A 23,562-nucleotide genomic window follows, 5' to 3' on the forward strand; every position below is an offset into this window, starting at 1 on the left:
CCCGGACGGGCTACTTACTGCGGGTCTTCGGGTCGAGGGCCTCGCGCAGCGACTCGCCCAGCAGGGTGAAACCCAGCGCCGTGATGACGATGCACGCACCCGGGAGGAAGGCGAGCTGCGGTGCGACCGCCAGCTCCACCTGTGCGTAGGTGAGCATGCGCCCCCACTCGGCGGTCTGCGGCAGCCCGCCACCGAGGCCGAGGTAGGCCAGCGCGGCGGCGTCGATCACGGCGGTCGCGAGGCTGAGGGTGGCCTGCACGATCACGGGACCCATGCTGTTCGGCAGCAGGTGGCTCATCGTGATCGTCCGGCGGCTGAGGCCCAGGGTCCGCGCCGCGAGGATGTAGTCCGCGCCCCGCTGCGACAGCATCGTGGAGCGCAGGAGCCGCGCGAAGATGGGGATCTGCGAGACGCCGATGGCGATCATGATCGCGTAGGTGCTCTGGCCCAGCATCGCGGCGATGCTGACGGCGAGCAGGAGGCTGGGGACGGACAGCAGGATGTCCACGAACCGCATGATCACGCTGTCCACCCAGCCGCCGAGGCCCCCGGCCAGGACGCCGAGCAGCATCCCGCCCGCGAGGCCGAGGGCCGTCGAGACGACGCCGATCAGCAGCGACGCCCGGGCACCCCAGATGAGCTTGCTGAGGACGTCCCCGCCGAAGCGGTCGAGTCCCAGCGGGAATCCGTCGATCTCGCCGGGACCGGGAATGGTGGTGGGGGTGATCGATGTGCGTCCCGGGAGCTCGTCGCCGCCGTAGGGCGCGAGGACCGGCGCAAGGATGGCTACGAGCAGGAAGAGCCCGATGATGACGGCGCCGACGATCGCCTGCGGGTTCCTGCGCAGCCGCAGGTAGGCGTCCTTCCACAGGCCGGTGCCGCGTCCGGTGTCGATCGCGGGATCGTTCGGGGCCACGGAGCCGCCGGCGGCGGGAGGCAGGATGGTACTCATTGCACACGCACCCTCGGGTCGATGACGGAGTAGGAGAGGTCGACGATCAGGTTGATCAGCGCGTAGAGGACGGCGATGAAGATGATGAAGCCCTGCAGGACCGGGTAGTCCAGCCCGAAGATGGCGTCCCGCAGGAACCGGCCGATGCCGTTGAAGGCGAAGACCGTCTCGGTCAGCACCGCACCGGAGATGAGCAGGCCCAGCTGGAGGCCGATCGTCGTGACGACGGGGAGCATCGCGTTCCGCAGGATGAAGCTGCCGCGGATGGTGCTCTCCTTGAGTCCCTTCGCCCGGGCGGTGCGTACGTAGTCCGCGTTCTGCACCTCGAGGACCGAGGCGCGCGTGATGCGGACGATGATCGCCAGCGGGATGGTGCCGAGGGCGAGCCCGGGCAGGATCAGGTGCAGGAAAGCGTCCCAGGCGGCGTCGTACTCGCCGGTCAGCAGGCCGTCCAGTACGTAGAACTGCGTGTAGTGGGTGGCATCCATCCGCGGGTCCTGCCGGCCGTCCGGGGGCAGGAGCGACCACTGGATCGCGAACAGGTACTTGAGGATGAACGCGAGGAAGAAGACCGGCACCGTGATGCCGATGAGGCTGAGGACCACCGAGCTGTGGTCGATGAACCGTCCGTTGTGTCGCGCAGCGAGGTACCCGAGGGGTATCCCCACGCCGACGGCGAAGATCAGGGCGACGATCGTCAGTTCGACGGTGGCCGGGAACCGGGTGGCGAATTCCTCCAGCACGGGGCGCCCGGTGTTGATCGAGACCCCGAAGTCCCCCTGGAGCAGCTTGCCCATGTAGGTCAGGTACTGGGTGATCAGCGGGCGGTCGAACCCGTACAGCTCGTTGATCCGGGCGATGGCCTCCGGTGTGGCCTTCTCACCGAGCAGGGCGGTGGCCGGGCCGCCGGGAAGATTGCGCACCCACAGGAACAGCAGGATGGACAGGCCGAACAGGGTGGGGATGAGCAGGGCTAGCCGCTTACCGATGACGCGTAACACTGGGGATCCTTCCGGGTGAACCGGGATGCCGGGCGGGGGTGTCGCAGCGCGGGCCGGCCACCGGGATCAGTGGCCGGCCCGCGCTGCGTGGTACTGCTACTCGCTCAGCTCGATGTCCGTGAAGACCTCGTCGTTGACGGGGCTCGCCGGGTAGGAGGTGACGCGCGGCGCGAAGGCCAGCGACGGAGCGGGGTGGGCGAGCGGGATGGCCGGGTTGAACTCGGCGATCTGCTCGTTGATCTCCTTGTACTTCTCGGTCTGCTCGTCACGGTCGCTCATCCCGCGGGCCTCGTCGAGGGCCGCGAAGAGCTCGGGGTTGTCGAAGCCGAATTCCTGCTTCTCCTGACCGAAGAAGACGCCGATGAAGTTGTCGGTGTCGTTGTAGTCGCCGGTCCAGCCGAGCAGGTGCAGACCATGGTCGGCTGTCGCCTGGACCTGGTTCAGGTAGTCGGGAGACCAGGCGGCGGGAGCGGGCTCGACCGTGATGCCGACGTCCGCGAGCTGGGCCTGCAGGTTGGTGAAGACCTGCTCCGGCGTCGGCATGTACGGACGGGAGACGTTCGTCGGGTAGTTGAACGTGACCTCGAAGCCGTCGGGGTAGCCCGCCTCAGCGAGCAGTTCCTTGGCGCGATCGGGGTCGAAGTCGTAGGTGGTGACGTCCTCGTTGTACCCGTCGACGACGTGGGGGATGAACTGCGTGGCGACCTTCGTGCCCTCGGGCAGGGTCTGCGCCACGAGGGCGTCCTTGTCGATCGCGTGGGCGATCGCCTCGCGGACCTTCGGGTCCTTGAGCTCGGGGACGGCCTGGTTCATGCCCAGGTAGAGGATCGTGAAGGGGTCACGGGCGGTGATGTTGTAGCCGGCGTCCTTGAGGGACTGCGTATCGGCGGGAGCGACGAGGTCGTAGCCGTCGATGTCGCCGGCCTCGAGGGCCTGGCGGCGCGCCTGCGGATCGTCGATGATCCGGAAGATGGTCTTGGTGATCTGACCCTTGTCGCCCCAGTAGTCGTCGTAGATCGAGATCTCGAGCTGCTGGCCGACGTTCCACGAATCGAACTTGAAGGGGCCCGTGCCCACGGGGTGTCCGAGGGCGTATTCGCTCAGCGACGGGGCTTCGGCGGTTCCGCCGATCTCGTCGGCCGCGTACTTCTCGAGCGCCGTCGGGCTCTGCATGGCGAAGGCCGGAAGCGAGAGGGCGGGGACGAACCCGGCGAACGGCTTGGCGAGGTTGATGGTGACCTCATTGTCTCCATTGGCCTCACACGACTTGTAGACGGCCTTCTCGGGGCTGTCGGCGAAGCCGCGGAACAGCGACCCGTAGTAGTACGACGTCGACTCGGCCTGCTGGATGCCGGTCCAGTTGTACCAGCGGTCGAAGTTGAAGCAGACCGCCTCGGCGTCGAAGGGCGTGCCATCGTGGAAGGTGACGCCTTCCTTGAGCTGGAAGACCGTGGACAGGCCGTCCTCGGCGGTCTCCCAGGACTCCGCGAGCAGCGGGGCGGGGTCGGCGGTGCCGGGTTCGACGCCGATGAGGCCTTCGAAGATCTGGCGGCTGACGCGGAAGGACTCGCCGTCGCTCGCGAAGGCGGGGTCGAGCGACTTCGGGTCCGACGACGCGCCGAAGACGAAGGTGGAGTCGACGGCGGAGTCGCCCTCGGCGCCGGTGTTCTCCTCGCGCTGGCTCTGGACGCAGCCGGTGAGGAGGAGTGCGGCGATGGAGATTCCGGCGGTGAGCGCAGCGCGTTTCCTCGCGAAACCTGCGCCGCGCACGGATGTGCCTCGGTTAGACATGTATTGCTCCCTGGTGACGAGTGAATCCTGGCGGGTGCCGGTATCCCTGGGGATCACGACGACGAACCCGCCGATCGGTGTGATGAGCCTAACTTCAAGAAGGGGCACCGGCGGTATTTCGGGGCTCTCGGCGGTTACGATTTGGCATCGCAGTCGGCGCGCCGCGCCGATCCCGTCCGCAGGACATGTGACGCACCGGGAGGACCGATGACGGAGCCGGAAGCGACCACCGCCGAGCGTTACCGGCGCTTCGCCGAGGTGGAGGCGCGGGACTACTCGCCGACCTACGACGCCTGGTGCACGGGGATCAGCGGCGACGGCGAACTCCTCGCCCTCCTCGACACCCTCCCGGCCCATCGCCGCCAGCCGGTCCTCTTCCTCGGGGCGGCGCGCTTCGTCGGGGTGCCCCTCGGCGACTACGCCGCGTTCCGCGCCTTCGTCCTCGGCGAATGGGCCGCCGTCCGGGACGTCATGGAGAGCCGGACCACCCAGACCAACGAGGCCGGACGGTGCGCCGTCCTGCTGCCGCTCCTCGCCTCCATCAGTGCCGGGGAGGGACGGCCGCTCGCCCTCATCGAGGTCGGTGCCTCCGCCGGCGCCTGCCTCTACCCCGATCGGTACGCGTACGCCTACACGCCCGGGCCCCGGCTCGAGCCGCCCGGCGGGTCCCCCGTCCCGGTGCTCGAATGCGCGGTGTCCGGGGACGGCGCGCTGCCCACGCGCCTGCCCGATGTGACCTGGCGGGCGGGGATCGACCTGAATCCGCTCGACGCGCGGGACGAGGACGACGTCCGCTGGCTCGAGGCACTCGTCTGGCCCGAGCACGGATTCCGCGCCGACCGGCTGCGCGCTGCCCTCGGCGTGGTCCGTGCCGATCCGCCGCTCCTCGTGCGCGGTGACCTGAACGAGCACATCGAGGCGCTCGTGGAGCGCGCCCCACGGGACGCCGTCGTCGTCGTGTTCCACAGCGCGGTGCTCGCCTACCTCGACCAGGCCGGCCGGGACCGCTTCGCGGGCACCATGCTGAGGCTGGCGGCGGACCGGAGCCGTCCCGTGCACTGGCTGTCCCACGAGGGCCACCGGACGCTCACCGGCGTGCCCGGGGCCATGCAGCCTGCTCCGGGCGAGCGGGAGGGCCTGTTCGTCCTGCAGCACGACGGGAGGACGGTGGCGCGGACGGGTCCGCACGGGCAGTCGATCGAATGGCTGCGGGACGAGGCCGTGTGAGGCTGTCACCACCCGATCGGTGACTCGGCATGCGGGCATCCGCGGTCCCTCCCGGATGGCCCGGCGCCACAGGACGAGGCTGCTGATACTCTGGCGGCGATCCGGAGGCGAGGAGTGCCATGAGCTACATCATCGAGCGTGAGGACGGGTTCGACTTCCTGTCCGCCCAGTACGGCGCCCTGCACGCCGCCTCAGCCGCGACGGCGTTCCAGCACGGCGTCTGGCTGCACTGCCTCTACACGACACTGGTTCCGGCGCGGGGCGCCCGCCCGGTCGTGGTGACGGTGCGCCGGGAGGCCGACCGGGAGCTCGTGCTGGTACTGCCGCTGGTCCGCACGGGCGGGGTCGTCCGGACGCTCACCTTCGCCGACCTCGGAGTCGCGGACTACAACGCCGCCGTCGCCTCATTACCCGTGCTGGTGGAGCTCAGCTGCGACCCGGAGGTCGTCGCCGGGATCCGTCGCGCCCTCGGACGCTTCGACCTGCTCCGGGTGGACCGGGTCGCGGGCTCCCCGGATGCGACGGCGGCCCTGCTCGGCGGCGCGATCGTGCAACGCCACCACTACGACACCCACCTGATGACGCTGGAGGACACCCCGGAGGCGTGGCGCCGGACCCTGGATGCGGCATTCGTGCGCCACCTCGAGCGCAAGTACAAGCGTCTGCGCCCCAGGGGGGAGCGGGTCCTGCGAGTGGTGACGGACGTCGCGGAGGTCGAGCCCCTGATGCTGAGGCTGCGCGCCTTCCGGGCGGCCCGGTTCGCCGAACGGCGCGGCGTGGACCTCGTGCAGGACGATGCCACCTTCGCCTTCTATCAGGCCGTCGCCGAGGACAGCGTGCGACGGGGAGGCCCCGGACGGGTGGTCGTGCTGGACGTCGCGGGCGAACCGGTCGCGATCGCCCTCGACCTGGTGGAGCCCGACCGCGAGCTGTTCCTGCTCGTGGGCTACGACGTCGAACGTCTCCGGAACTACTCGCTCGGCCTCCTGATCGTCGACGGCCTCGTGCAGGACGCGATCGCCCGGGGCAAGTCCTACTTCGACCTCACCGTGGGTGACGAGTCGTACAAGTCGGACTTCGCCGCGCGGCCCCTGCCGCTCCACCAGGTGCGGGTACCCCGAACGGTGCAGGGCCGGGTGGCCATGGTCTCCGACGACGGCGTCCTCGCGGCGCGTCGCCTCGCCAAGCGGACTCTGGTGGCGTGGGAGGCACGGCGTCCGCGGAAGCAGGCAGTAGCGGTGAGCGCCGGAGCGGAGGGATCAGCGCCGCCGGTGCAGTCTCAGGCGCAGTGAGTGCCGTGCCATGCGAGCCACCAGGTGCGCCGGGGTGTCGCGCGGGCTGACGTAGCAGCGCGGCAGGGCGAACCGGTCGCCGGGGTCGTAGCTGCCGATCACGCATCCGTGGTCGTACCCGGCGGCACGGACGGCTTCCGTGGCTGCGTCGTCGAACTCGCCGTACGGGTAGCAGAAGCTGGCGACTCCGGCCTGCAGGACGTCCTGCAGGACCTCACGGCTTCCGCTGATCTCCTCGCGCAGGAACCGCGGACCGGCGCCCCGAAGGTGGGGGTGGGTCATGGTGTGGCTGCCGATCTCCTGCCCGGCGGCGGCGACGGTGCGCACCTGGTCCGCGTCGATCAGGTCGAACCGGGGGCCCCCGTCCCACTCGTTGGTGCCACCGAGCCGGCCCGCCACCACATACAGCGTGCTGGTCATGCCGTACCTCCGAAGGGTCGGGAGTGCATGCTCGAGGTAGTCGGTGTAGCCGTCGTCGAACGTGAGCCCGACCAGGCGGTGAGCCTCCCCCCGTTCCTCCGCGTGCAGCAACTCGGACAGGGACACCCCACGCAACCCCAGCCGCCGTAGCAGCCTCAGGTGCCGGTCCAGCCGGTCCGGGTGGACCCGCAGCCGATGGGGGTCCGGCAGGGTCGACGGGCTGATGGAGTGGTACATGAACACCGGCGGCGTGGCCAGTCGGACCTGCTTCGCGGGTGCGGCAGCTTTGTCGAACAACGCGGTTCCCCCTGATCGACGTGCGACGTGTGCCGACAGCGTATCAACGGGCCCGGTCAGCCCCGGGCACACTGCCCTGCGGAGACGGCGTCGCCGAGCCCGGGCGCACCCGCCGCGATGGGGCGCAGCTCCTCGAGGGACAGGGCGTAGCCCACGGGCGCGTCCGCCGTGGACTTCGCGAAGACGACGCCGACCACCCGTCCCTGCAGGTCCAGCAGCGGACCGCCCGAGTTCCCCTGCCGCACGTCGGCGGCGAGGGTGTAGATCTGCAGGGGCTGGGGGTCCGCGCCGTGGATGTTGTTGACGAGCACGGGCGAGAGTCCCTGCACGCTCGCCGGCTGGATCCGGTACGGACCGCCCGCCGGGTAGCCCGCGAAGGCCGCCGTCGCACCGTTCCCGAGGTCCTCGCCGAGGGCCAGCGGAGCGGCCTGCAGGCCGTCGACGGCGATCACGGCGATGTCACGAGCGGTGTCGAGCTGCACCACCCGGCCCGGCAGGGCACCGCCGCCGGGGACCTCGACGACGGGCTGGTCCACGCCGGCGACGACGTGCGCGTTCGTGATGACGCGGTCGGGTGCGACGACGAAGCCCGAGCCGGTCTGGTTCTGCCCGCACTGGAACGCCGTGCCGGTGATGCGGACCACCGAGGCCCCGGCGGCGGCGAGCTCGGGCGTGTCGACGGAGGCGTCGGGCACCTGTGCGGGGGCGGCGGGCCCGACGCTCTCGAGGATGGTGGGGATGCCGTCGTCGACCGCGATGGACCGCAGCTGGGCGGTCCACGAGCGGACGGGCCCGGGCGTCGCCGCGTCGATGGAGCGGATGACCTGCGATGACGCGAGCTGCTGGGACAGGAACGGCACCCCGAGGGTCCCGACGCTGAAGGCGAGCATCGACAGGACCAGGGCGGCGACGACGACGTTCACCAGCCCGCCGAGGACCCGGTCGATGACGCGCAGCGGCGGAACGTCGGTCCAGCGGCGGATCGACGCCCCCAGGGCGGAGCCGATGCCCTGCCCGACGACGATGAGGACGATGACCGTGCCGATGACCGCGATCAGGCGCCAGGGGTTGTCGGGCACCCAGCCGACGACCAGCGGCACGGCGAAGAAGGCGGCAACGGCCCCGGTGACGAAGCCCGCGATCCCGCCGAGGGTGACGAGGAACCCGTTGCGCAGCCCGGCGACCAGATACCCGAGGAGGACCACCACCAGGATGATGTCGAGGAGGGTGAGCCCCCCGAGATTGACTTCCGGCACGAACGTTCTCCCCTGGCTATGGTCACGGGACGGCTGCACAGCTCCCGGCACTGCGAGCGATTCTAGCGGCGAAGAGTGGGAGAAGGGTGGGAGGGACCCCGCCCCGGCCTGCAATACGGGCGATCGCGGTGTGTATCAGTCGTCACAGCCGCCCGGGTACGGCAAGATGGACAGGAGCAGACAGCGGTGACCGCTGCGGAACGACGCACTACAGACGCATCAGGAGAATTAATGGACATCGAGGTACTGCGCCGGGCACCCCTCTTCGCATCATTGGGCGACGACGTCTTCGCCGCGCTGACGGACGAGCTGATCGAGGTCGATCTGCCCCGCGGGTCGTCGGTGTTCCGCGAGGGCGACCAGGGCGATCAGCTGTACTTCATCGTCTCCGGCAAGATCAAGCTCGGGCGCACGGCCCAGGACGGCCGCGAGAACCTTCTCGCGATCCTCGGGCCCGGCGAGCTGTTCGGCGAGATGGCGCTCTTCGACCCGAGCCCCCGGACCGCGACGGCGACCGCCGTGTCCGAGACGCGGCTGGCCGGGCTGAAGAACGAGGACCTGCGCTCGCTGCTCGAGACCCGCCCCGAGGTCTCGGCCCAGCTGCTGCAGGCCCTGGCCCGCCGCCTGCGCCGCACCAACGAATCCCTCGCCGACCTCGTGTTCTCGGACGTGCCGGGTCGCGTCGCCAAGGCCCTGCTCGACCTCGCGGATCGCTTCGGCCGGCCTGCGACGGACGGCATCCTCGTAGCGCACGAACTCACGCAGGAGGAACTGGCGCAGCTCGTGGGTGCTTCCCGCGAGACCGTCAACAAGGCCCTGGCCGAGTTCGTCCAGCGGGGCTGGCTGCGCCTCGAGGCGCGTGCCGTCGTCATCCTCGACATCCAGCGTCTGCGCCAGCGCAGCCGCTGACCCTCGGGGTCCTGGCCCTCCCGGCCTGAGGGTGCGGTTGTGGTGGGTGTCAGGCATGACGGCACCCACCACACGTGTACGACGAATCGCGACGAGCCCGGGGGAAGACGGCAGACCCGGTCAGCGCCCCCGCTGGACCGACCCGCCCTCGGTGAGCTTGGGGCACTCGACCTTCAGCAGGAGGTCGCCGTCGTGCTCCGAGAGCTCCGGATGGTAGACCGTCACGGGGCGCTTGTGGGACAGGTAGGCGATGCAGCCACGCGAGGACCCGATCTTCTCGAGGATGATCTCCACGGCGGGCACCGCGAGTTCGCTGAGCGTGCGGCCCACGGTGTTCGGCTGGCCCACCTCGTCGCCGAGCCGCGCGGTGTCGCGGTCGGCCACCTCCTGGGCCGCCCAGCGCCACTGACCCCAGACGCCCTTGCTCTCGAGGATGCTGGGTTCCTGGTTCACGGGCTGCGCGGCGGCGAAGTAATGCGTGTCGAAGCGGCGGTGCGCGAAGTCGGGGGTCAGCCAGTGCGAGAGCGGTTTGATGAGGTCCGTCCGGACGCCGAGGCCACGGCGGCCCAGGATGTCCGCGAACCGGCACTCCCCCTCGTTGATGGCTTCGCGCGCCTTCATCCATTCCCTGGCCTGGGTGCCCTCGACCAGCGAGGACGCATCGGGCCCGGCCAGCAGCACGCCGGTCTCCTCGAAGAGCTCCCGGATGGCGCACAGCACGTGGCGCCGCGCGGCCTGGTGGTCCTCGACGCCCAGCGTCCTCGCCCACATGGACGGCGTCGGGCCGAACCACAGGACGTCGTCGTCGTCGGACTCCTCGACGCTGCCGCCCGGGAAGCCGAGGACGCCCAACGGGGACTGCCCGCGGCGGTAGGTGAGATACGTCTCCGTGCCGATCGCGCTGTCACGCAGGAGGACGACGGACGACGCCGGGCGCGCCTTGAGCGGGGTGCGCTCCCCGTGTTCGATCCAGCTCCGGGCCGCCGAGCGCTGGTCCGGGGATACGGGGAAGAGCCTGGTGCTGAGACGGTCCACGGTCTAGGTGAACTCCGCGACGATCTCGACCTCGACGGGAGAGTCGAGGGGAAGGACGGCCACGCCGACGGCGGACCGCGCGTGCACGCCGGCGTCGCCGAGGGCCCTGCCGAGGAGGTCCGACGCGCCGTTGATCACGCCGGGCTGGCCGGTGAACGAGGGGTCCGAGGCGACGAAACCGACGACCTTCACGATCCGCGTGACGCGGTCGAGGTCGCCGATCACGCTCTTGATCGCGGCGAGCGCGTTCACGGCGCAGGTCGCGGCAAGGCTCGTGGCGGTCGCGGCGTCGACACCTGCCCCGACCTTGCCCGAAGCTGGGAGTTTGCCGTCAATGAAGGGGAGCTGTCCGGAGGTGTACACGTGGTTGCCACTGATCACGGCGGGCACGTACGAGGCGACCGGCGGGACGACATCGGGCAGCGTGATCCCGAGGTCGGCGAGACGCGCTTCGACCCCCGGGACCACCGGATTCCCTGCGGACACTGCTAGCTCTTCTCCCTCTTGAGGTACGCGACGAGGCCGTTGCCGTCGGGCCCGGGAACCACCTGGACCAGCTCCCAGCCATCGTCGCCCCACTGATCGAGGATCTGCTTCGTCGCGTGGATGATGAGCGGAATCGTGGAGTACTCCCATTTCGTCATGAAGAAAGCCTAGCGCGTGCTTGTAAACTGGAATAATGGCTGCGCGCAAATCACCCCTCTTCGACACGGCTACCACTCTCGGCAGGATCACCGCATTCCTCGGAATCAGTGGCCTCGCCGGTGTGCTCGCCGCAGGGCTCCTCGTACCGGTGGCCGCGGCTGCCGGCACCGGCGCGTCCGCTTCGATCCAGTTCTTCGAGGAACTGCCGGCGGAGCTGGAGCTGGAGGCGCTCGCCCAGCCGACGAAGATCCTGGCGGCCGACAACTCCCTCATCGCCACCCTGTACGAGGAGAACCGGCAGCCGGTGACGCTCGACCAGGTGTCGCCGACCATGAAGGACGCCCTCATCGCGATCGAGGACTACCGCTACTACGACCACGGCGGCGTGGACCTCGAAGGGATCTTCGGTGCCATCGCCAGCAACGTCTCGAGCGGGACGAGCCGCGGCGCGTCCACGCTGACACAGCAGTTCGTCACCAACGTGCTGAACGACTCCGCCCGGCAGAACGGCGGGACGGTCACCCTCAACGGTGGCGGGAAGTCGGTGGGTGACAAGCTCCGCGAGATGAAGCTGGCCATCGCCGTCGAGAAGGAACTCTCCAAGGACGAGATCCTCGAGGGGTACCTGAACATCGTGCAGTTCAGCGGCACGAGCTACGGCGTCCAGGCCGCCTCGAAGTACTTCTTCGACGTGGACGCGAAGGACCTCAACATCCAGCAGAGCGCGTTGCTCGCCGGCGTCGTGAACGGTCCGACCTACTACAGCCCCACGGAGAACCCGGAACGCGCACTGGAGCGCCGCAACCTCGTCATCGACGCCATGCTCACCCGCGGCAAGATCACCCAGGAAGAACACGACGCAGCGATCGCGACGGACCTCGGACTGAAGGTCACCCCGACCCTCAGCGGCTGCGTCGGCGCGGCCCAGGCACCGTACTTCTGCGACTACGTCTCCCACCTCATCCTGAACGACCCGGCCTACGGCGAGACGCCGGAGGATCGCCAGAAGGTCCTCTACCGTTCCGGGCTCACGATCAAGACCACGCTCGATTCCCGCGTCCAGGCCGCCGCCCAGACCGCCGTGACCGAGACCGCCAACCCGGACACCACCGACGGCAAGGTGGGGCACACGATGGTGAGCCTCGATCCGAAGACCGGCAACATCCTGTCCATGGCCCAGAACACCCGGTACAACCCGGAAGCGGGTACGGGCAACACGGTCCTGAACTTCAACGTCGACCAGTTCGACGGCGGCGACCCCACCAAGAGCCTCGGCGGCGGCGGCGGTTTCCAGCCCGGCTCGACCTACAAGCCGTTCACGGTGGCCGCGTGGGTCGAGGACGGCCGGTCGCTGAACCAGTACCTCGACGGCGGCAAGCGAACCTATCCCCAGAACGACAAGTGGAAGGCGAGCTGCGCCCAGGGCGGGCAGTTCCTGGTGCAGGAGGAGGACGGCTACACGCCGCAGAACTACGGGGACACGAACTACTACACCACCACCGTCCTCGAGGGCCTCGCGAAGTCCTTGAACACCATCACCATGGCCAGTGCCCGGCAGCTCGACCTGTGCCGGATCCGCGACATCGCCTACGACCTCGGCGTCCACCAGGCCAAGAGCTCGGAGGGCGAGGAGGAGCGCTTCGGGTTCCAGCCCTCCGCCCTGATCGGTGGCGGTGGCGAGGCCGCCCCCATGTCGATGGCCAAGGCCTTCTCCGGTTTCGCCAACGAGGGTGTCGTCTGCGACCCCCGGGCGCTGACCGAGGTGACCGCGGTGGACGGCACGAGCTACCCCGTCCCGGCGGAGTCCTGCGAACGCAAGATCTCCCAGGACGTGGCGCGGGGAGTGAACTACGCCACCGAGCGCGTGATGACCGAGGGTTCGGGCCAACTGCTCGAGTACGGCGACATCCCGATGGCCGGCAAGACGGGCACCAACGACGCCCGCTCGCAGACCTGGTTCATGGGCTACAACTCGGGGATGGTCACGGCGAGCTGGATCGGCAACTGGCAGGGCGAGGGCCCCGACAGCTCGCTGGGCGGGCTGCAGATCGGCGGCCGGGTCTACCCGGAGATCGACGGATCGCTCATCGCCGGTCCGTCCTGGGCCCGCTTCATGCAGCAGATCCCCGGACTGTACGTGGGGAAGCCCTTCGTCGACCCGCCGTCGCGCATGATCAACGGTCCGCAGCGCAGCATCACGGATCCGAGCAACCGCGGGACTGGCACGGGTGGCGCCAACGGTGGTACCACTGGAGGAGCTGCCGGCAACGGCGGAACGACCGGGAACGACGGCACTGGAGGAAACGGCTAGCGTGACATCGACTCAGACATCCCGGAGCGGGGCACCGCTCGGCTGGGCGGCAGGGCTCACCCTGACCGCCGCGGCCGCAACCCTCGCCTACGCCTCGGCTGTCGAGCGCACGCTGTACGAGGTACGGGAGGAAACCGTCCCGGTCCTCCCGCCCGGCTCCGCTCCCCTGCGGGTGCTGCACCTCTCGGACATCCACATGGTGCCCCGGCAGAAGTCCAAGGCCGACTGGCTGCGCAGCCTCGCGAGCCTGAAGCCCGACCTGGTGGTGAACACCGGCGACAACCTCAGCCATCGGAAGGCCGTCGGACCCCTCCTCGACGCGCTGGAACCGCTTCTGCGGTTTCCCGGCGTCTTCGTCCCGGGCTCCAACGACTACTACGCGCCGACGCTCAAGAATCCGCTGCGCTACTTCGCGGGACCCTCGATCGCGCCCAAGGAGTCGACACCGAAGGACCTGCCCTGGGCGGACATGTTCAGTGCGTTCGGCGCGGCGGGCTGGGTGGACCTGACCAACAGGTCACAGTCGGTCGGCTTCGGGAACATGCGCATCGACTTCACGGGCGTCGACGATCCGCACCTCGACCGCGACCGGTACGTGCCGTATCCCTCCGGGAGCAGCACCTCGGCCCAGGCTCCGCACATCAGGGTGGCCGTGGCCCACGCGCCCTATCAGCGCGTCCTGGACTACTTCACGGCCGGCGGTGCGGACCTCATCCTCGCCGGTCACACGCACGGGGGCCAGGTGTGCGTCCCGGGCTACGGCGCGCTCCTGAGCAACTGCGACCTGCCACCCTGGCGCGCGCGGGGGCTCACCCGGTGGGAGTCGGACGGGCGATCCGTCCCGCTCAACGTCTCCGCGGGCATCGGGACGTCGCGCTTCGCGCCCGTCCGGTTCGCCTGCCGACCGGAAGCCGTGCTGCTCACGCTCACCCCTCGGAGTGGGAGCTAGCCGACAGCTGCCTGCTTCTTCAAGTCCCGCCGTCGTGACCGGCACCACAGGCTCCGTGCCCTAGGATCGTTGCTGAGGGACACCAACAACCGTCGATCACCGAAGAGTTGGCATGAAGAACCAGAACACGCTGTGGGAATCGCTCGGTCGCCTGTACCCGCACGTCCGGCCCATCCTTCCGCGGCTGCTCCTCGGCCTGCTGTGCGCGCTCGGTGCCAGCCTCATGGCCCTCGCGATCCCCCAGGTGCTGCGCGTCCTCGTCAACGACGCCCTGGCCGAGGGCGGGTCGGCCCGCACGGTGTGGGCGGCGTCCGGCGTCGTCCTGCTCCTCGGGGTGCTCGAGGCCACGTTCGTGGCGCTGCGGCGCCAGTTCGTCATCACGCCGGCGACGACCGTCGAGACGGCCATGCGCACGTCCTTCTACCGCCACCTGCAGAACCTGACCATCGAGTTCCACGACCGCTGGGGCAGCGGGCAACTCCTCTCCCGCGCCATGAGCGACCTCAACCTGATGCGGCGGTGGATGGCGTTCGGGCTCATCATGCTCGTCGTCACGTCGCTGACCGTGGTGATGGGCGTCGTCGTCATGTTCTTCATGAGCTGGGTCCTCGCGCTCATCTTCCTCGCGGCCGCCGTGCCGCTGATGGTCTACGGCTACCGCTTCCGCACGTCCTACAGCCGCGTGTCCCGCAAGAGCCAGGACCAGGCCGGCGACCTCGCGACGACGGTCGAGGAGTCCGTGCACGGCATCCGGGTCCTGAAGGCGTTCGGCCGCAGCCGCGAGGCACTCGAGGACTTCGAGGAGCAGGCCGAGGAGCTCCGCCAGACCGAGATCTTCAAGGCGCGATCCCTCGCGAACTTCTCGATGATCGTGACCCTGCTGCCCGAACTCGCGCTCGGCGCGTCCCTCGTCGTGGGAGTGATGCTGGCCGCAGGCGGTGATGTCAGCATCGGCGCCCTCGTGGCCTTCTTCGCCACGGCCGCCGCGGTGGCCGGGCCCGTCGAGTTCATCGGCCCGCTGCTCGCCATGACCTTCACCGCGAAGACGGCGATCGACAGGCACTACGAGGTCATGGAGTCGGAGAACACCATCACCGACCCGGCCACGCCCGTGCACCTCGAGGCACCGCGGGGTGACATCGTGTTCGATGCCGTCCACTTCCGCTACCCCGACGCGCCGGAAGGCACCCGCGACGTGCTCGACGGCGTCGACCTCACCCTGCGGGCCGGGGAGACCATGGCCCTGGTCGGGGTGACGGGATGCGGCAAGAGCACGCTCCTCCAGCTCGTCCCCCGCCTCTACGACGTCACGGAGGGGAGCATCACGATCGACGGCGTGGACCTGAGGGACGTCACGCTCGGGGAGCTGCGGACCCTCGTGGCGGTGGCCTTCGAGGACACCACGCTGTTCTCGAACTCCGTCCGCGACAACGTCCTCATGGGCTCCGACGCCGCGGGTGCCGAGGCCGAGCGGATCCTCGCCGAGGCCCTCGACGTCGCGCAGGCCCGGTTCGCCCACGACCTGCCCGAGGGTCTCGACACCCTCATCGGCGAGGAGGGCCTCAGCCTGTCCGGCGGGCAGCGCCAGCGCATCGCCCTGGCCCGCGCGATCGCCGCGCAGCCGACCGTTCTGGTCCTCGACGACCCGCTCTCGGCGCTCGACGTCGCCACCGAGGAGCGCGTCGAGCAGGGGCTCCGCGCCCTGCTGCGCGCCACGACGACGCTCATCGTCGCCCACCGCCCCTCCACCGTCGCCCTCGCGGACCGCGTGGCCCTCATGCAGGACGGGCGGATCGCCGACGTCGGCACGCACTCGGAACTGCTGGCCCGCAACGACCACTACCGCTACGTCATCGCCAGCCTCGACGACGAGGAGATCGCGCAGCTCGGACGCACCGTCCAACCCCTACCCGACGACGAGGAGGCGCTGGCATGAGCCGCACCACGGCGGCGCCAGGCGGGACGCCCAAGGACGAGGACGGGCAGGGGGCGACGTCGTCCGGTGTGCTCAACGAGGACGACGTCCTCCTCGGCCGGGCCCAGAGCAGGTCCGTGCGGTCGAGGTCCTTCCGCCTCCTCGGCTCGCTGATCCGGCCGAACCGGCGGCAGTTCGTCTGGACCGTCCTGCTGGTCGTCATCTCGCAGGCGGCGCGCGTGGCCGGACCGGCGATCATCGCGTTCGGCATCGACCGGGCCCTGCCCGCCCTGATGGCGGGTGATCCCCGGTTGCTGTGGGTCGCCGGCGGCACGTACCTGCTGGCCGCCGTCCTCGCCTCGGTCCTCACGGCCGGGTACGTGCGGGCGACGGCGCAGCTCAGCCAGGCCATGCTGCTGGATCTGCGGGTGCGGGTCTTCCGGCACACGCAGCGCCTCAGCCTGGAATTCCACGAGAAGTACACCTCCGGGCGCATCATCTCCCGGCAGACCTCGGACCTCGAGGCGCTGCGGGAACTGCTCGATTCGGGGGTCAGCTCGCTGGCGTCCGGCGCCGTCTTCATGCTGTTCACCGCTGCCACGATCGCCGCCCTCGACTGGCGGACGGGCCTGCTGATCCTGGCCGCGGCGGTCCCCATGTTCTTCCTCGCCCGCTGGTACCAGAGGCACTCGCAGATCGCGTACCGCGAGTCCCGCGTGGTGTCGGCGAAGCTGATCGTCCACTTCATCGAGACGATGACCGGGATCCGCGCCGTGAAGGCGTTCCGGCGGGAGACGGTCAACGCCGACCGGTACGACGAGCTGGCGGAGGACTACCGGCGGGTCACGGTCCGCTCCATCAACCTCAACGGCGTCTTCCAGCCCGGGCTCGTACTGATCGGCAACGTGACCGTCGCCGTCGTCCTGGTCTTCGGCGGGTTCCGGGTGCTCGGCGGCACACTCGAGGTCGGAGCGCTGCTGGCACTGCTGCTGTACAGCAAGCGGTTCTTCCAGCCGGTCGACCAGATGGCGATGTTCTACAACTCGTTCCAGTCCGCGGCCGCCGCGCTGGAGAAGGTCTCCGGCCTGCTCGAGGAGGTGCCCACCGTGCGCCCCCCGAAGCACCCGGTGTCCCTCCCCGATCCCCGCGGCACCGTGGAGTTCCACGACGTCGCGTTCCGTTACGGGAACGGACCCATGGTGCTGCCCCGCATGGACCTGACCATCCACGCCGGGCAGACGGTGGCCCTCGTGGGCCGGACGGGTGCCGGCAAGTCCACGCTGGCCAAGCTCATCGCCCGGTTCTACGACGTGTCCGAGGGCCGCCTCACGCTCGACGACGTCGACCTCCGTGATCTCGCGCCGACCGACCTCCGGCGCGCCGTGGTCATGGTGACGCAGGAGGCGTTCCTCTTCAGCGGCTCCGTGGCGGACAACATCGCCCTCGGCAGGCCCGAGGCAGGCCGCGACGAGATCGTCGCGGCGGCCCGGGCCGTGGGTGCCGAGGAGTTCATCCGGGAGCTGCCCGAGGGCTTCGACACGGACGTCAACAAGCGCGGCGGGCGCGTCTCGGCCGGCCAGCGGCAGCTCATCAGCTTCGCCCGCGCGTTCCTGGCCGACCCGGCGGTCCTCATCCTCGACGAGGCGACGTCGTCCCTGGACATCCCGAGCGAGCGCCTGGTGCAGGAGGGCCTGCAGAAGCTGCTGGGGAACCGCACGGCGCTGATCATCGCGCATCGGCTCTCCACCGTGGCCATCGCCGACCGCGTGCTCGTGGTCCATGACGGCCGGGTGGTGGAGGACGGCACCCCCGCGGAGCTCATCGCCGGCACGGGACGCTTCGCGACGCTGCACGCGGCGTGGAAGGACTCCCTGGTGTGAGCAGCCGCGCCGGTTTTCCTCGCCGCTGATCCTCCGCTATCCTTGGACAGTTGCTGTTCGGGAGGTCCGCCTCCCGGGAGCGGCACCGGGGTGTGGCGCAGCTTGGTAGCGCGCGTCGTTCGGGACGACGAGGTCGCAGGTTCAAATCCTGTCACCCCGACCAGTGGGAGGCCCGCCGGCAGCAGCCGGCGGGCCTCTCGCATGTCCGGCCGCGGAAGCCGGGAACGGCGACACGTCCGGGGAGGATCAGGCGAAGGTGCGGCCCGTCAGGCGTTCGTACGCCTCGATGTAGCGGGCGCGCGTGCGCTCGACGACGTCGTCCGGCAGGGCCGGCGGCTCCGACCGCCGGTCCCAGCCGGAGGCGCCGGAAGTCAGCCAGTCGCGGACGAACTGCTTGTCGAACGAGGGCTGAGCCTGCCCGGGCGCGTAGAGCGCGGCGTCCCAGAAGCGCGAGGAGTCCGGGGTGAGCACCTCGTCCCCGAGGGTGACGCGGCCGGTGAACGGGTCGAGGCCGAACTCCACCTTCGTGTCCGCGAGGATGATGCCGCGTCCCCGCGCGATCGCCTCCGCCGCGGTGTAGATGTCGAGGGTGAGGGACCGCAGCCGGGCCGCGGTGTCGTCACCGACCGTCATGACGACGGCGTCGTACGTGATGTTCTCGTCGTGCTCGCCCACCTCCGCCTTCGCCGACGGCGTGAAGAGGGCCGGCTCGAGGCGGGACCCGTCCACGAGGCCCTCGGGTAGCGGCAGGGAGCAGACGGTCCGGGACGCCCGGTACTCCAGCAGCCCGCTCCCGGTCAGGTAGCCGCGGGCGATGCACTCGATCGGGTACATCACGAGCCTCCGGCAGATCATCGCCCGGCCCTCGACGGCGGCCGGCACGCCGCCGGCGACGTCGGCGGCGAGCACGTGGTTCGGGATGCCGGAGAGCCGCTCGAACCACCAGAGGCTGAGCTGCGTGAGCACGCGCCCCTTGTCGGGGATCGCGGTGGACAGGACGTGGTCGTAGGCGCTGATGCGGTCGCTCGCGACCACGAGCACGACGTCGTCGCGCCCGTCCTCCGGCTCGTACAGGTCGCGGACCTTGCCCGAGTAGACGTGGCGCCAGCCCGGCAGGTCGGGGTGCTCGGGGGCGAAGGTGCTCATGCCGTGGCCGCCGCGGGGCCCGCGACCGTGATCTCCGAGCGGGACGCCCTGAGGGCGATGTCCGTCCGGAACTGCCCGCCCTCGAGGTCGATGCGGCCGAGGCTCTCGTACGCGGTGGCCCGCGCGTCCGCGAGGTCGTCCCCGAGCCCGACGACGGCCAGCACCCGACCGCCGGAGCTCACCACCCTGCCGTCCCGCAGGGCGGTGCCTGCGTGCAGGACCTGCGCGCCCTCCACCTTCACGGCCCTCTTCAACCCGCGCACGCGCCGGCCGGTCACCGGGGCGTCGGGGTAGTTCTCGGAGGCGAGCACGACGGCGACGGCGGTCTCGGGCGACCAGTTGAGGGGGTCGATCTCCTCCAGGGCGCCCTTCGCCGCGGCGAGGAGCACCCCGCCGAGCGGTGTGGTCAGGCGGGCGAGGACGGCCTGCGTCTCCGGGTCCCCGAACCGTGCGTTGAACTCGATGACGCGCGGGCCGCGCGCCGTGAGCGCCAGGCCGACATAGAGGACGCCGACGAAGGGGGTGCCGCGGTGCGCCATCTCGTCGATCACGGGCTGCGCCACGCGCGTGACGACCTCCTCGACGAGGCCGTCCGGCACCCATTCGAGCGGCGAATAGGCGCCCATGCCGCCCGTGTTGGGACCCTGGTCGTCGTCGTGGATGCGCTTGAAGTCCTGCGCGGGCGCCAGCGGGACGACGGTGCGGCCGTCGGAGAGGACGAACAGCGAGACCTCGGGTCCGTCGAGGTACTCCTCGATGACCACGGAGCCTCCTGCGGCGAAGCACGCGGACGCGTGGGCCCGGGCCTCGTCGACGTCGTCGGTGACGACCACCCCCTTGCCGGCGGCGAGCCCGTCGTCCTTCACCACATAGGGGGCTCCGAAGCTGCTGAGCGCCTCATCGGCCTCCTCGTCGGTGGAGGCCACGTGGGCCATCGCGGTCGGCACACCGGCGGTAGCCATGACCTGCTTGGCGAAGGCCTTGGAGGCCTCGAGCTGGGCGGCAGCCCGTGTCGGGCCGAAGACGGGGATGCCGGCGTCGAGCAGGGCATCCGCGACGCCGGCGGCGAGCGGCGCCTCGGGTCCGATCACCACGAGGCTCGAACCCAGTCGACGGGCGAGCTCGACGACGGCGCCGGGATCGTTCGCGTCGATGTCGTGGGTGGGGACGTCCTCGGCGATCCCGGCGTTGCCGGGGGCCGCATGCACCTCCCGGACGAAGGGATCGGCCAGCAAGGCCCGGACGATGGCGTGTTCGCGGCCGCCGGGGCCCAGTACAAGAACCTTCACAGTAGGACAGCGTACTGGAGGGGTCCGCGCCCGGCACGGCACCGGGCGCCTGTTACGCCGACCGCGGCCACCCATACGCCCTCCGAACCTCTCCGAATACTTCGCATGAGCAACTCCACGACGCCCCGCCGCAGCCTTCCCCTGGCGGCCGCACTGGCCGGCATCGTCGCGGCCGGGGTGGTGCTCGGGGTCGCCGAACTCGCCGGGGCCTTCTTCCGGGCAAGCGCCACCCCGGTGATCGCCATGGGGTCCACCTTCATCGACTTCACCCCGCCGTGGATGAAGGACTTCGCCATCGCGACGTTCGGCACCGACGACAAGCTGGCACTGCTCGTGGGCATGGGCATCACGATCACACTGCTGGCGGCGGTCCTCGGGATCGTGGCGTTCCGCCGGTGGGCGCTCGGCGCCGCCGGGGTGCTGCTCATGGGCGCGATCATCCTGGCCTGCGTCCTCACCCGGGCGGGAGCCGCCCTGCCGGACGCCATCCCGACCGTCGTCGGCACCGCCGCCGGGCTGCTGGCGCTCCGCTGGCTCATCGCCCGCCTGCGACACGCCGCCGTCGTTCCCGCGACGACGACGGTCACCACAGGTTCCACAGGTTCCCTGGCCGCCGACGCGTCGGCGGCTTCCGGCGGTTCCGGTGCGACGGGCTTCCGGTCTACCTCGCGACGCGGTTTCTTCGCGGCCGCGGGCGTGACCGCCGTCGTCGCGGCCGCGGCTGCCGGCGGGGGCCGCCTGCTGGCAGGCGCCCGCACCAACGTCGCCGCGCTCCGGGACAGCCTGCAGTTCCCGGTTCCGGCCAGTCCCGCGCCGGCGCTGCCGGCCGGCGTGCAGTCTCCCGTGGCGGGCGTGACACCCTTCGTCACCCCGAACGGCGACTTCTACCGGATCGACACGGCGCTCAGTGTCCCGCAGCTCACCACCGACGACTGGGTGCTCCGCGTGCACGGCATGGTGGAGGAGGAATTCGAGCTCACCTACCAGGACCTCCTCGACGCCGACCTCATCGAACGCCACGTCACCCTCACCTGCGTCTCCAACCCCGTGGGCGGTTACCTCTCCGGGACCGCGAAGTGGCTCGGTTACCCGCTGCGCGAGGTCCTCGCGCGAGCGAAGCCGCTGGACGGCGCGGACATGGTCCTGTCCACGAGCTCGGACGGCTTCAGCGCCTCCACTCCCCTGCCCGTGCTGCAGGACGACCGCGACGCCGTCCTCGCCGTCGCCATGAACGACGAGCCGCTGCCGGTGGAGCACGGGTTCCCGGTCCGCATGGTCGTCCCCGGCCTGTACGGCTACGTCTCGGCGACCAAGTGGGTCGTCGACCTGGAGGTGACACGCTTCGCGGACCGGACGGCGTACTGGACGGACCGCGGGTGGTCCGAGAAGGGCCCCATCAAGACGATGGCGCGCGTGGAGGTCCCGAAGTCCTTCGCGCAGGTCGACGCCGGCAGCGTCGTGCTCGGCGGTGTCGCCTGGTCGCAGCGGCGCGGCATCACCGCCGTCGAGGTCTCGATCGACGGCGGCGACTGGGAAGAGGTGGATCTCGCCGCCGAAGCCTCCGTGGACACCTGGCGTCAGTGGTCGCACGAGGTCCCGCTCGAGCCCGGGCTGCACACGGTCAGGGCGAGGGCAACCGACGCCGTCGACGGCCTGCAGACCGACGAGCGGGCGGATACCGTCCCGGACGGCGCATCGGGCTGGCAGTCGGTGCAGTTCACGGTGACGTAGCCGCCCGCCCCGACGTTCCCCGGGCCTGCGCCCACCGGATGACCGTCCTCTCCGGTGGGCGCAGCCGTGCAGGAGGAGAATGCCCTCTCCGGGCGCAGCGGATGGTGAATACTGGGACCATGCCCTCCACCTTCACCACGGCTGACGCCGTTGACTTCGCCGTCCTCGAACGCAACGGTTTCATCGAGTCCCGCCACGTGGGCGCCGCCGTCGTGCTGGCCGCCGACGGCTCCGTGGTGACCGAGCTCGGGGACATCACGAGCCCCATCTTCCCGCGCTCCACCCTCAAGCCCTTCCAGGCCCTGGCCAGCATGAAGGCGGGGGTTCCCCTGCGGGGTCCGCAGGTGGCCCTCGCGGCCGCCAGCCACGTGGCCAGCAAGGAGCACATGGACGTGGTGCGCACCATGCTCGACGCCGCCGGCGTCACCGAGGACCACCTGCAGTGCCCCGCGGACTGGCCGCAGGACGAGGAGGCCCGCAACGGGCTCGTGCGCAGCGGCAAGGGCAGGCAGCGCATCGCGTTCAACTGCTCCGGCAAGCACGCGGCCTTCCTGTGGGCCTGCACGGAGAACGGCTGGGACACCGACACCTACCTCGACCCCACCCACCCGCTGCAGCGGGCCGTCGCCTCCGTCATCGAGGAGTACACGGAGGAGTCCGTGTCCGCGTGGGGCGTCGACGGGTGCGGCGCGCCCGTGGCCGCCGTCTCCCTGACGGGCCTCGCCCGCGGGATCGGGAGGATCGCGAAGGCGCCGTCGGACAAGCACGCGGACGCGCGCGCCGCGACGATCGCGACCGCCATGCTCGACTACCCGTGGGCCGTGCACGGCCACGGCATGGAGAACTCGGTGGTCATGGAGGATCTCGGCGTGCTCGCCAAGAGCGGGGCCGAGGGCGTCCTCGTGCTCGCCGCCCCGACCGGCGCCTGCCTGGCCCTCAAGGTCCTCGACGGCAACGCCCGCGCGGCGACCCTCGTCGGGCTGACGCTCCTCGCGGCGTCCGGTGCCATCGACGCCGACAAGGTCGGGGCCACCCTCGAGAAGGTCGTCTCCCCGGTCCTCGGCGGAGGCCGCACCGTGGGCAGCCTGCGCCTCGCGGCCCCGGTCCTCGCCCTCCTCGACTAGGAGCGGCAGCGCATGGCACGACGACGTATCTCCGGGGAGGACGGCCACCGCGCGCTGGCGCAGGTGGCCGGCGGCTCTGCCGCCCGCGCCGACCTCGCGACGGCGGTGCGGTTCACCCTCGAGGAACTCGCGGAGCTCGCGCCCGGGAACAGCGTCGAGGTGCGCGTCCCGCCGTTCGGGGTCACCCAGTGCGTCGAGGGGCCGCGCCATACCCGCGGCACCCCGCCGAACGTCGTCGAGACCGACGCCGCCACCTGGCTCGCGCTCGTCACGGGTGCGGAGGCGTGGCCGGACGCCGTGGCCGCGGGGAGGGTCGCTGCCTCGGGCCAGCGGGCCGACCTCAGCGCCTGGCTGCCCCTCGTCGGGCGCCGCCCGTGACCGGCGGCGCGGCG

20 protein-coding genes and 1 tRNA gene are annotated in these 23,562 nt (G+C 70.6%); 11 read left to right on the forward strand and 10 right to left on the reverse strand.

The features are described 5' to 3' along the window. Positions 1-10: 10 nt before the first annotated feature. The 3 genes from ACX80P_RS09760 to ACX80P_RS09770 form a co-directional block, all read right to left on the reverse strand. Entirely contained in the window at positions 11-952 is a 942-nt protein-coding gene (locus tag ACX80P_RS09760; protein ID WP_459277876.1) for an ABC transporter permease, read from the reverse strand. Continuing rightward, positions 949-1,953 carry an ABC transporter permease gene (locus tag ACX80P_RS09765; protein ID WP_459277877.1) on the reverse strand — a complete coding sequence of 335 codons (1,005 nt, stop codon included), beginning with the start codon at positions 1,951-1,953 and terminating at the stop codon, positions 949-951. The genes ACX80P_RS09760 and ACX80P_RS09765 overlap by 4 nt, the downstream gene beginning before the upstream one ends. Positions 1,954-2,049: 96 nt before the next feature. Next, positions 2,050-3,744, reverse strand: a complete 1,695-nt coding sequence (locus tag ACX80P_RS09770) for an ABC transporter substrate-binding protein (RefSeq protein WP_459277878.1) — start codon at positions 3,742-3,744, stop codon at positions 2,050-2,052. A gap of 207 nt (positions 3,745-3,951) precedes the next feature. Here ACX80P_RS09770 and ACX80P_RS09775 point away from each other — a divergent pair, with 207 nt between their 5' ends. Further along, positions 3,952-4,971 (forward strand): DUF2332 domain-containing protein, encoded by a 1,020-nt coding sequence (locus ACX80P_RS09775; protein ID WP_459277879.1) that lies wholly within the window; start codon positions 3,952-3,954, stop codon positions 4,969-4,971. Positions 4,972-5,090: 119 nt separating this feature from the next. Continuing rightward, the gene (locus ACX80P_RS09780) at positions 5,091-6,263 is read left to right on the forward strand and encodes a GNAT family N-acetyltransferase (RefSeq protein ID WP_459277880.1); all 1,173 of its coding nucleotides are present in this window, start codon (positions 5,091-5,093) and stop codon (positions 6,261-6,263) included. Here ACX80P_RS09780 and ACX80P_RS09785 read toward each other — a convergent pair. Continuing rightward, positions 6,231-6,980: a polysaccharide deacetylase family protein gene (locus ACX80P_RS09785; protein WP_459277881.1), complete on the reverse strand. Its 750-nt coding sequence runs from the start codon at positions 6,978-6,980 to the stop codon at positions 6,231-6,233. The genes ACX80P_RS09780 and ACX80P_RS09785 overlap by 33 nt on opposite strands. A gap of 56 nt (positions 6,981-7,036) precedes the next feature. Further along, positions 7,037-8,236 (reverse strand): MarP family serine protease, encoded by a 1,200-nt coding sequence (locus tag ACX80P_RS09790; protein ID WP_459277882.1) that lies wholly within the window; start codon positions 8,234-8,236, stop codon positions 7,037-7,039. Between the two features lie 231 nt (positions 8,237-8,467). Between ACX80P_RS09790 and ACX80P_RS09795 the strand changes: the two genes are divergently transcribed. Next, the gene (locus ACX80P_RS09795) at positions 8,468-9,145 is read left to right on the forward strand and encodes a Crp/Fnr family transcriptional regulator (protein ID WP_459277883.1); all 678 of its coding nucleotides are present in this window, start codon (positions 8,468-8,470) and stop codon (positions 9,143-9,145) included. Positions 9,146-9,265: 120 nt separating this feature from the next. Here ACX80P_RS09795 and ACX80P_RS09800 read toward each other — a convergent pair whose 3' ends face one another. The 3 genes from ACX80P_RS09800 to sp36 are packed head-to-tail and all read right to left on the reverse strand — an operon-like array spanning position 9,266 to position 10,824. Beyond that, the gene (locus tag ACX80P_RS09800) at positions 9,266-10,180 is read right to left on the reverse strand and encodes an NUDIX hydrolase (RefSeq protein ID WP_459277884.1); all 915 of its coding nucleotides are present in this window, start codon (positions 10,178-10,180) and stop codon (positions 9,266-9,268) included. Between the two features lie 3 nt (positions 10,181-10,183). Further along, on the reverse strand, positions 10,184-10,666 hold the full coding sequence (locus tag ACX80P_RS09805; RefSeq protein WP_459277885.1) for a RidA family protein: 483 nt from the start codon (positions 10,664-10,666) through the stop codon (positions 10,184-10,186). A 2-nt stretch (positions 10,667-10,668) separates the two neighbouring features. Beyond that, positions 10,669-10,824, reverse strand: a complete 156-nt coding sequence (sp36, locus tag ACX80P_RS09810; protein WP_137370103.1) for a Sp36 family protein — start codon at positions 10,822-10,824, stop codon at positions 10,669-10,671. Between the two features lie 35 nt (positions 10,825-10,859). Here sp36 and ACX80P_RS09815 point away from each other — a divergent pair, with 35 nt between their 5' ends. From ACX80P_RS09815 to ACX80P_RS09835, 5 genes are all read left to right on the forward strand, one after another. Next, entirely contained in the window at positions 10,860-13,136 is a 2,277-nt protein-coding gene (locus ACX80P_RS09815) for a transglycosylase domain-containing protein (RefSeq protein ID WP_459277886.1), read from the forward strand. Position 13,137: 1 nt separating this feature from the next. Further along, positions 13,138-14,085: a metallophosphoesterase gene (locus ACX80P_RS09820; protein ID WP_459277887.1), complete on the forward strand. Its 948-nt coding sequence runs from the start codon at positions 13,138-13,140 to the stop codon at positions 14,083-14,085. A 112-nt stretch (positions 14,086-14,197) separates the two neighbouring features. Then, positions 14,198-16,021: an ABC transporter ATP-binding protein gene (locus ACX80P_RS09825; protein WP_459277888.1), complete on the forward strand. Its 1,824-nt coding sequence runs from the start codon at positions 14,198-14,200 to the stop codon at positions 16,019-16,021. Beyond that, complete coding sequence (locus tag ACX80P_RS09830; protein WP_459277889.1) at positions 16,018-17,880, forward strand: ABC transporter ATP-binding protein; 1,863 nt, start codon at positions 16,018-16,020, stop codon at positions 17,878-17,880. Before ACX80P_RS09825 ends, ACX80P_RS09830 begins: the two co-directional genes overlap by 4 nt. 86 nt (positions 17,881-17,966) lie before the next feature. Continuing rightward, a tRNA-Pro gene (locus tag ACX80P_RS09835) sits at positions 17,967-18,043 on the forward strand. 83 nt (positions 18,044-18,126) lie between these two features. Here ACX80P_RS09835 and ACX80P_RS09840 read toward each other — a convergent pair. After that, positions 18,127-19,026 (reverse strand): phosphoribosylaminoimidazolesuccinocarboxamide synthase, encoded by a 900-nt coding sequence (locus ACX80P_RS09840; protein ID WP_459277890.1) that lies wholly within the window; start codon positions 19,024-19,026, stop codon positions 18,127-18,129. Continuing rightward, entirely contained in the window at positions 19,023-20,315 is a 1,293-nt protein-coding gene (gene purD, locus ACX80P_RS09845) for a phosphoribosylamine--glycine ligase (protein ID WP_459277891.1), read from the reverse strand. The genes ACX80P_RS09840 and purD overlap by 4 nt, the downstream gene beginning before the upstream one ends. Before the next feature lie 105 nt (positions 20,316-20,420). Here purD and ACX80P_RS09850 point away from each other — a divergent pair, with 105 nt between their 5' ends. From ACX80P_RS09850 to ACX80P_RS09860, 3 genes are all read left to right on the forward strand, one after another. Next, positions 20,421-22,046, forward strand: coding sequence for a molybdopterin-dependent oxidoreductase (locus ACX80P_RS09850; RefSeq protein WP_459277892.1), 1,626 nt, complete (start codon positions 20,421-20,423; stop codon positions 22,044-22,046). Positions 22,047-22,165: 119 nt separating this feature from the next. Next, complete coding sequence (locus ACX80P_RS09855) at positions 22,166-23,170, forward strand: asparaginase (protein WP_459277893.1); 1,005 nt, start codon at positions 22,166-22,168, stop codon at positions 23,168-23,170. Between the two features lie 12 nt (positions 23,171-23,182). Next, positions 23,183-23,548, forward strand: coding sequence for a sterol carrier family protein (locus ACX80P_RS09860; RefSeq protein ID WP_459277894.1), 366 nt, complete (start codon positions 23,183-23,185; stop codon positions 23,546-23,548). The last annotated feature ends 14 nt before the right edge of the window (positions 23,549-23,562 follow it).

The organism is Arthrobacter arabinosi (genome assembly GCF_054511115.1).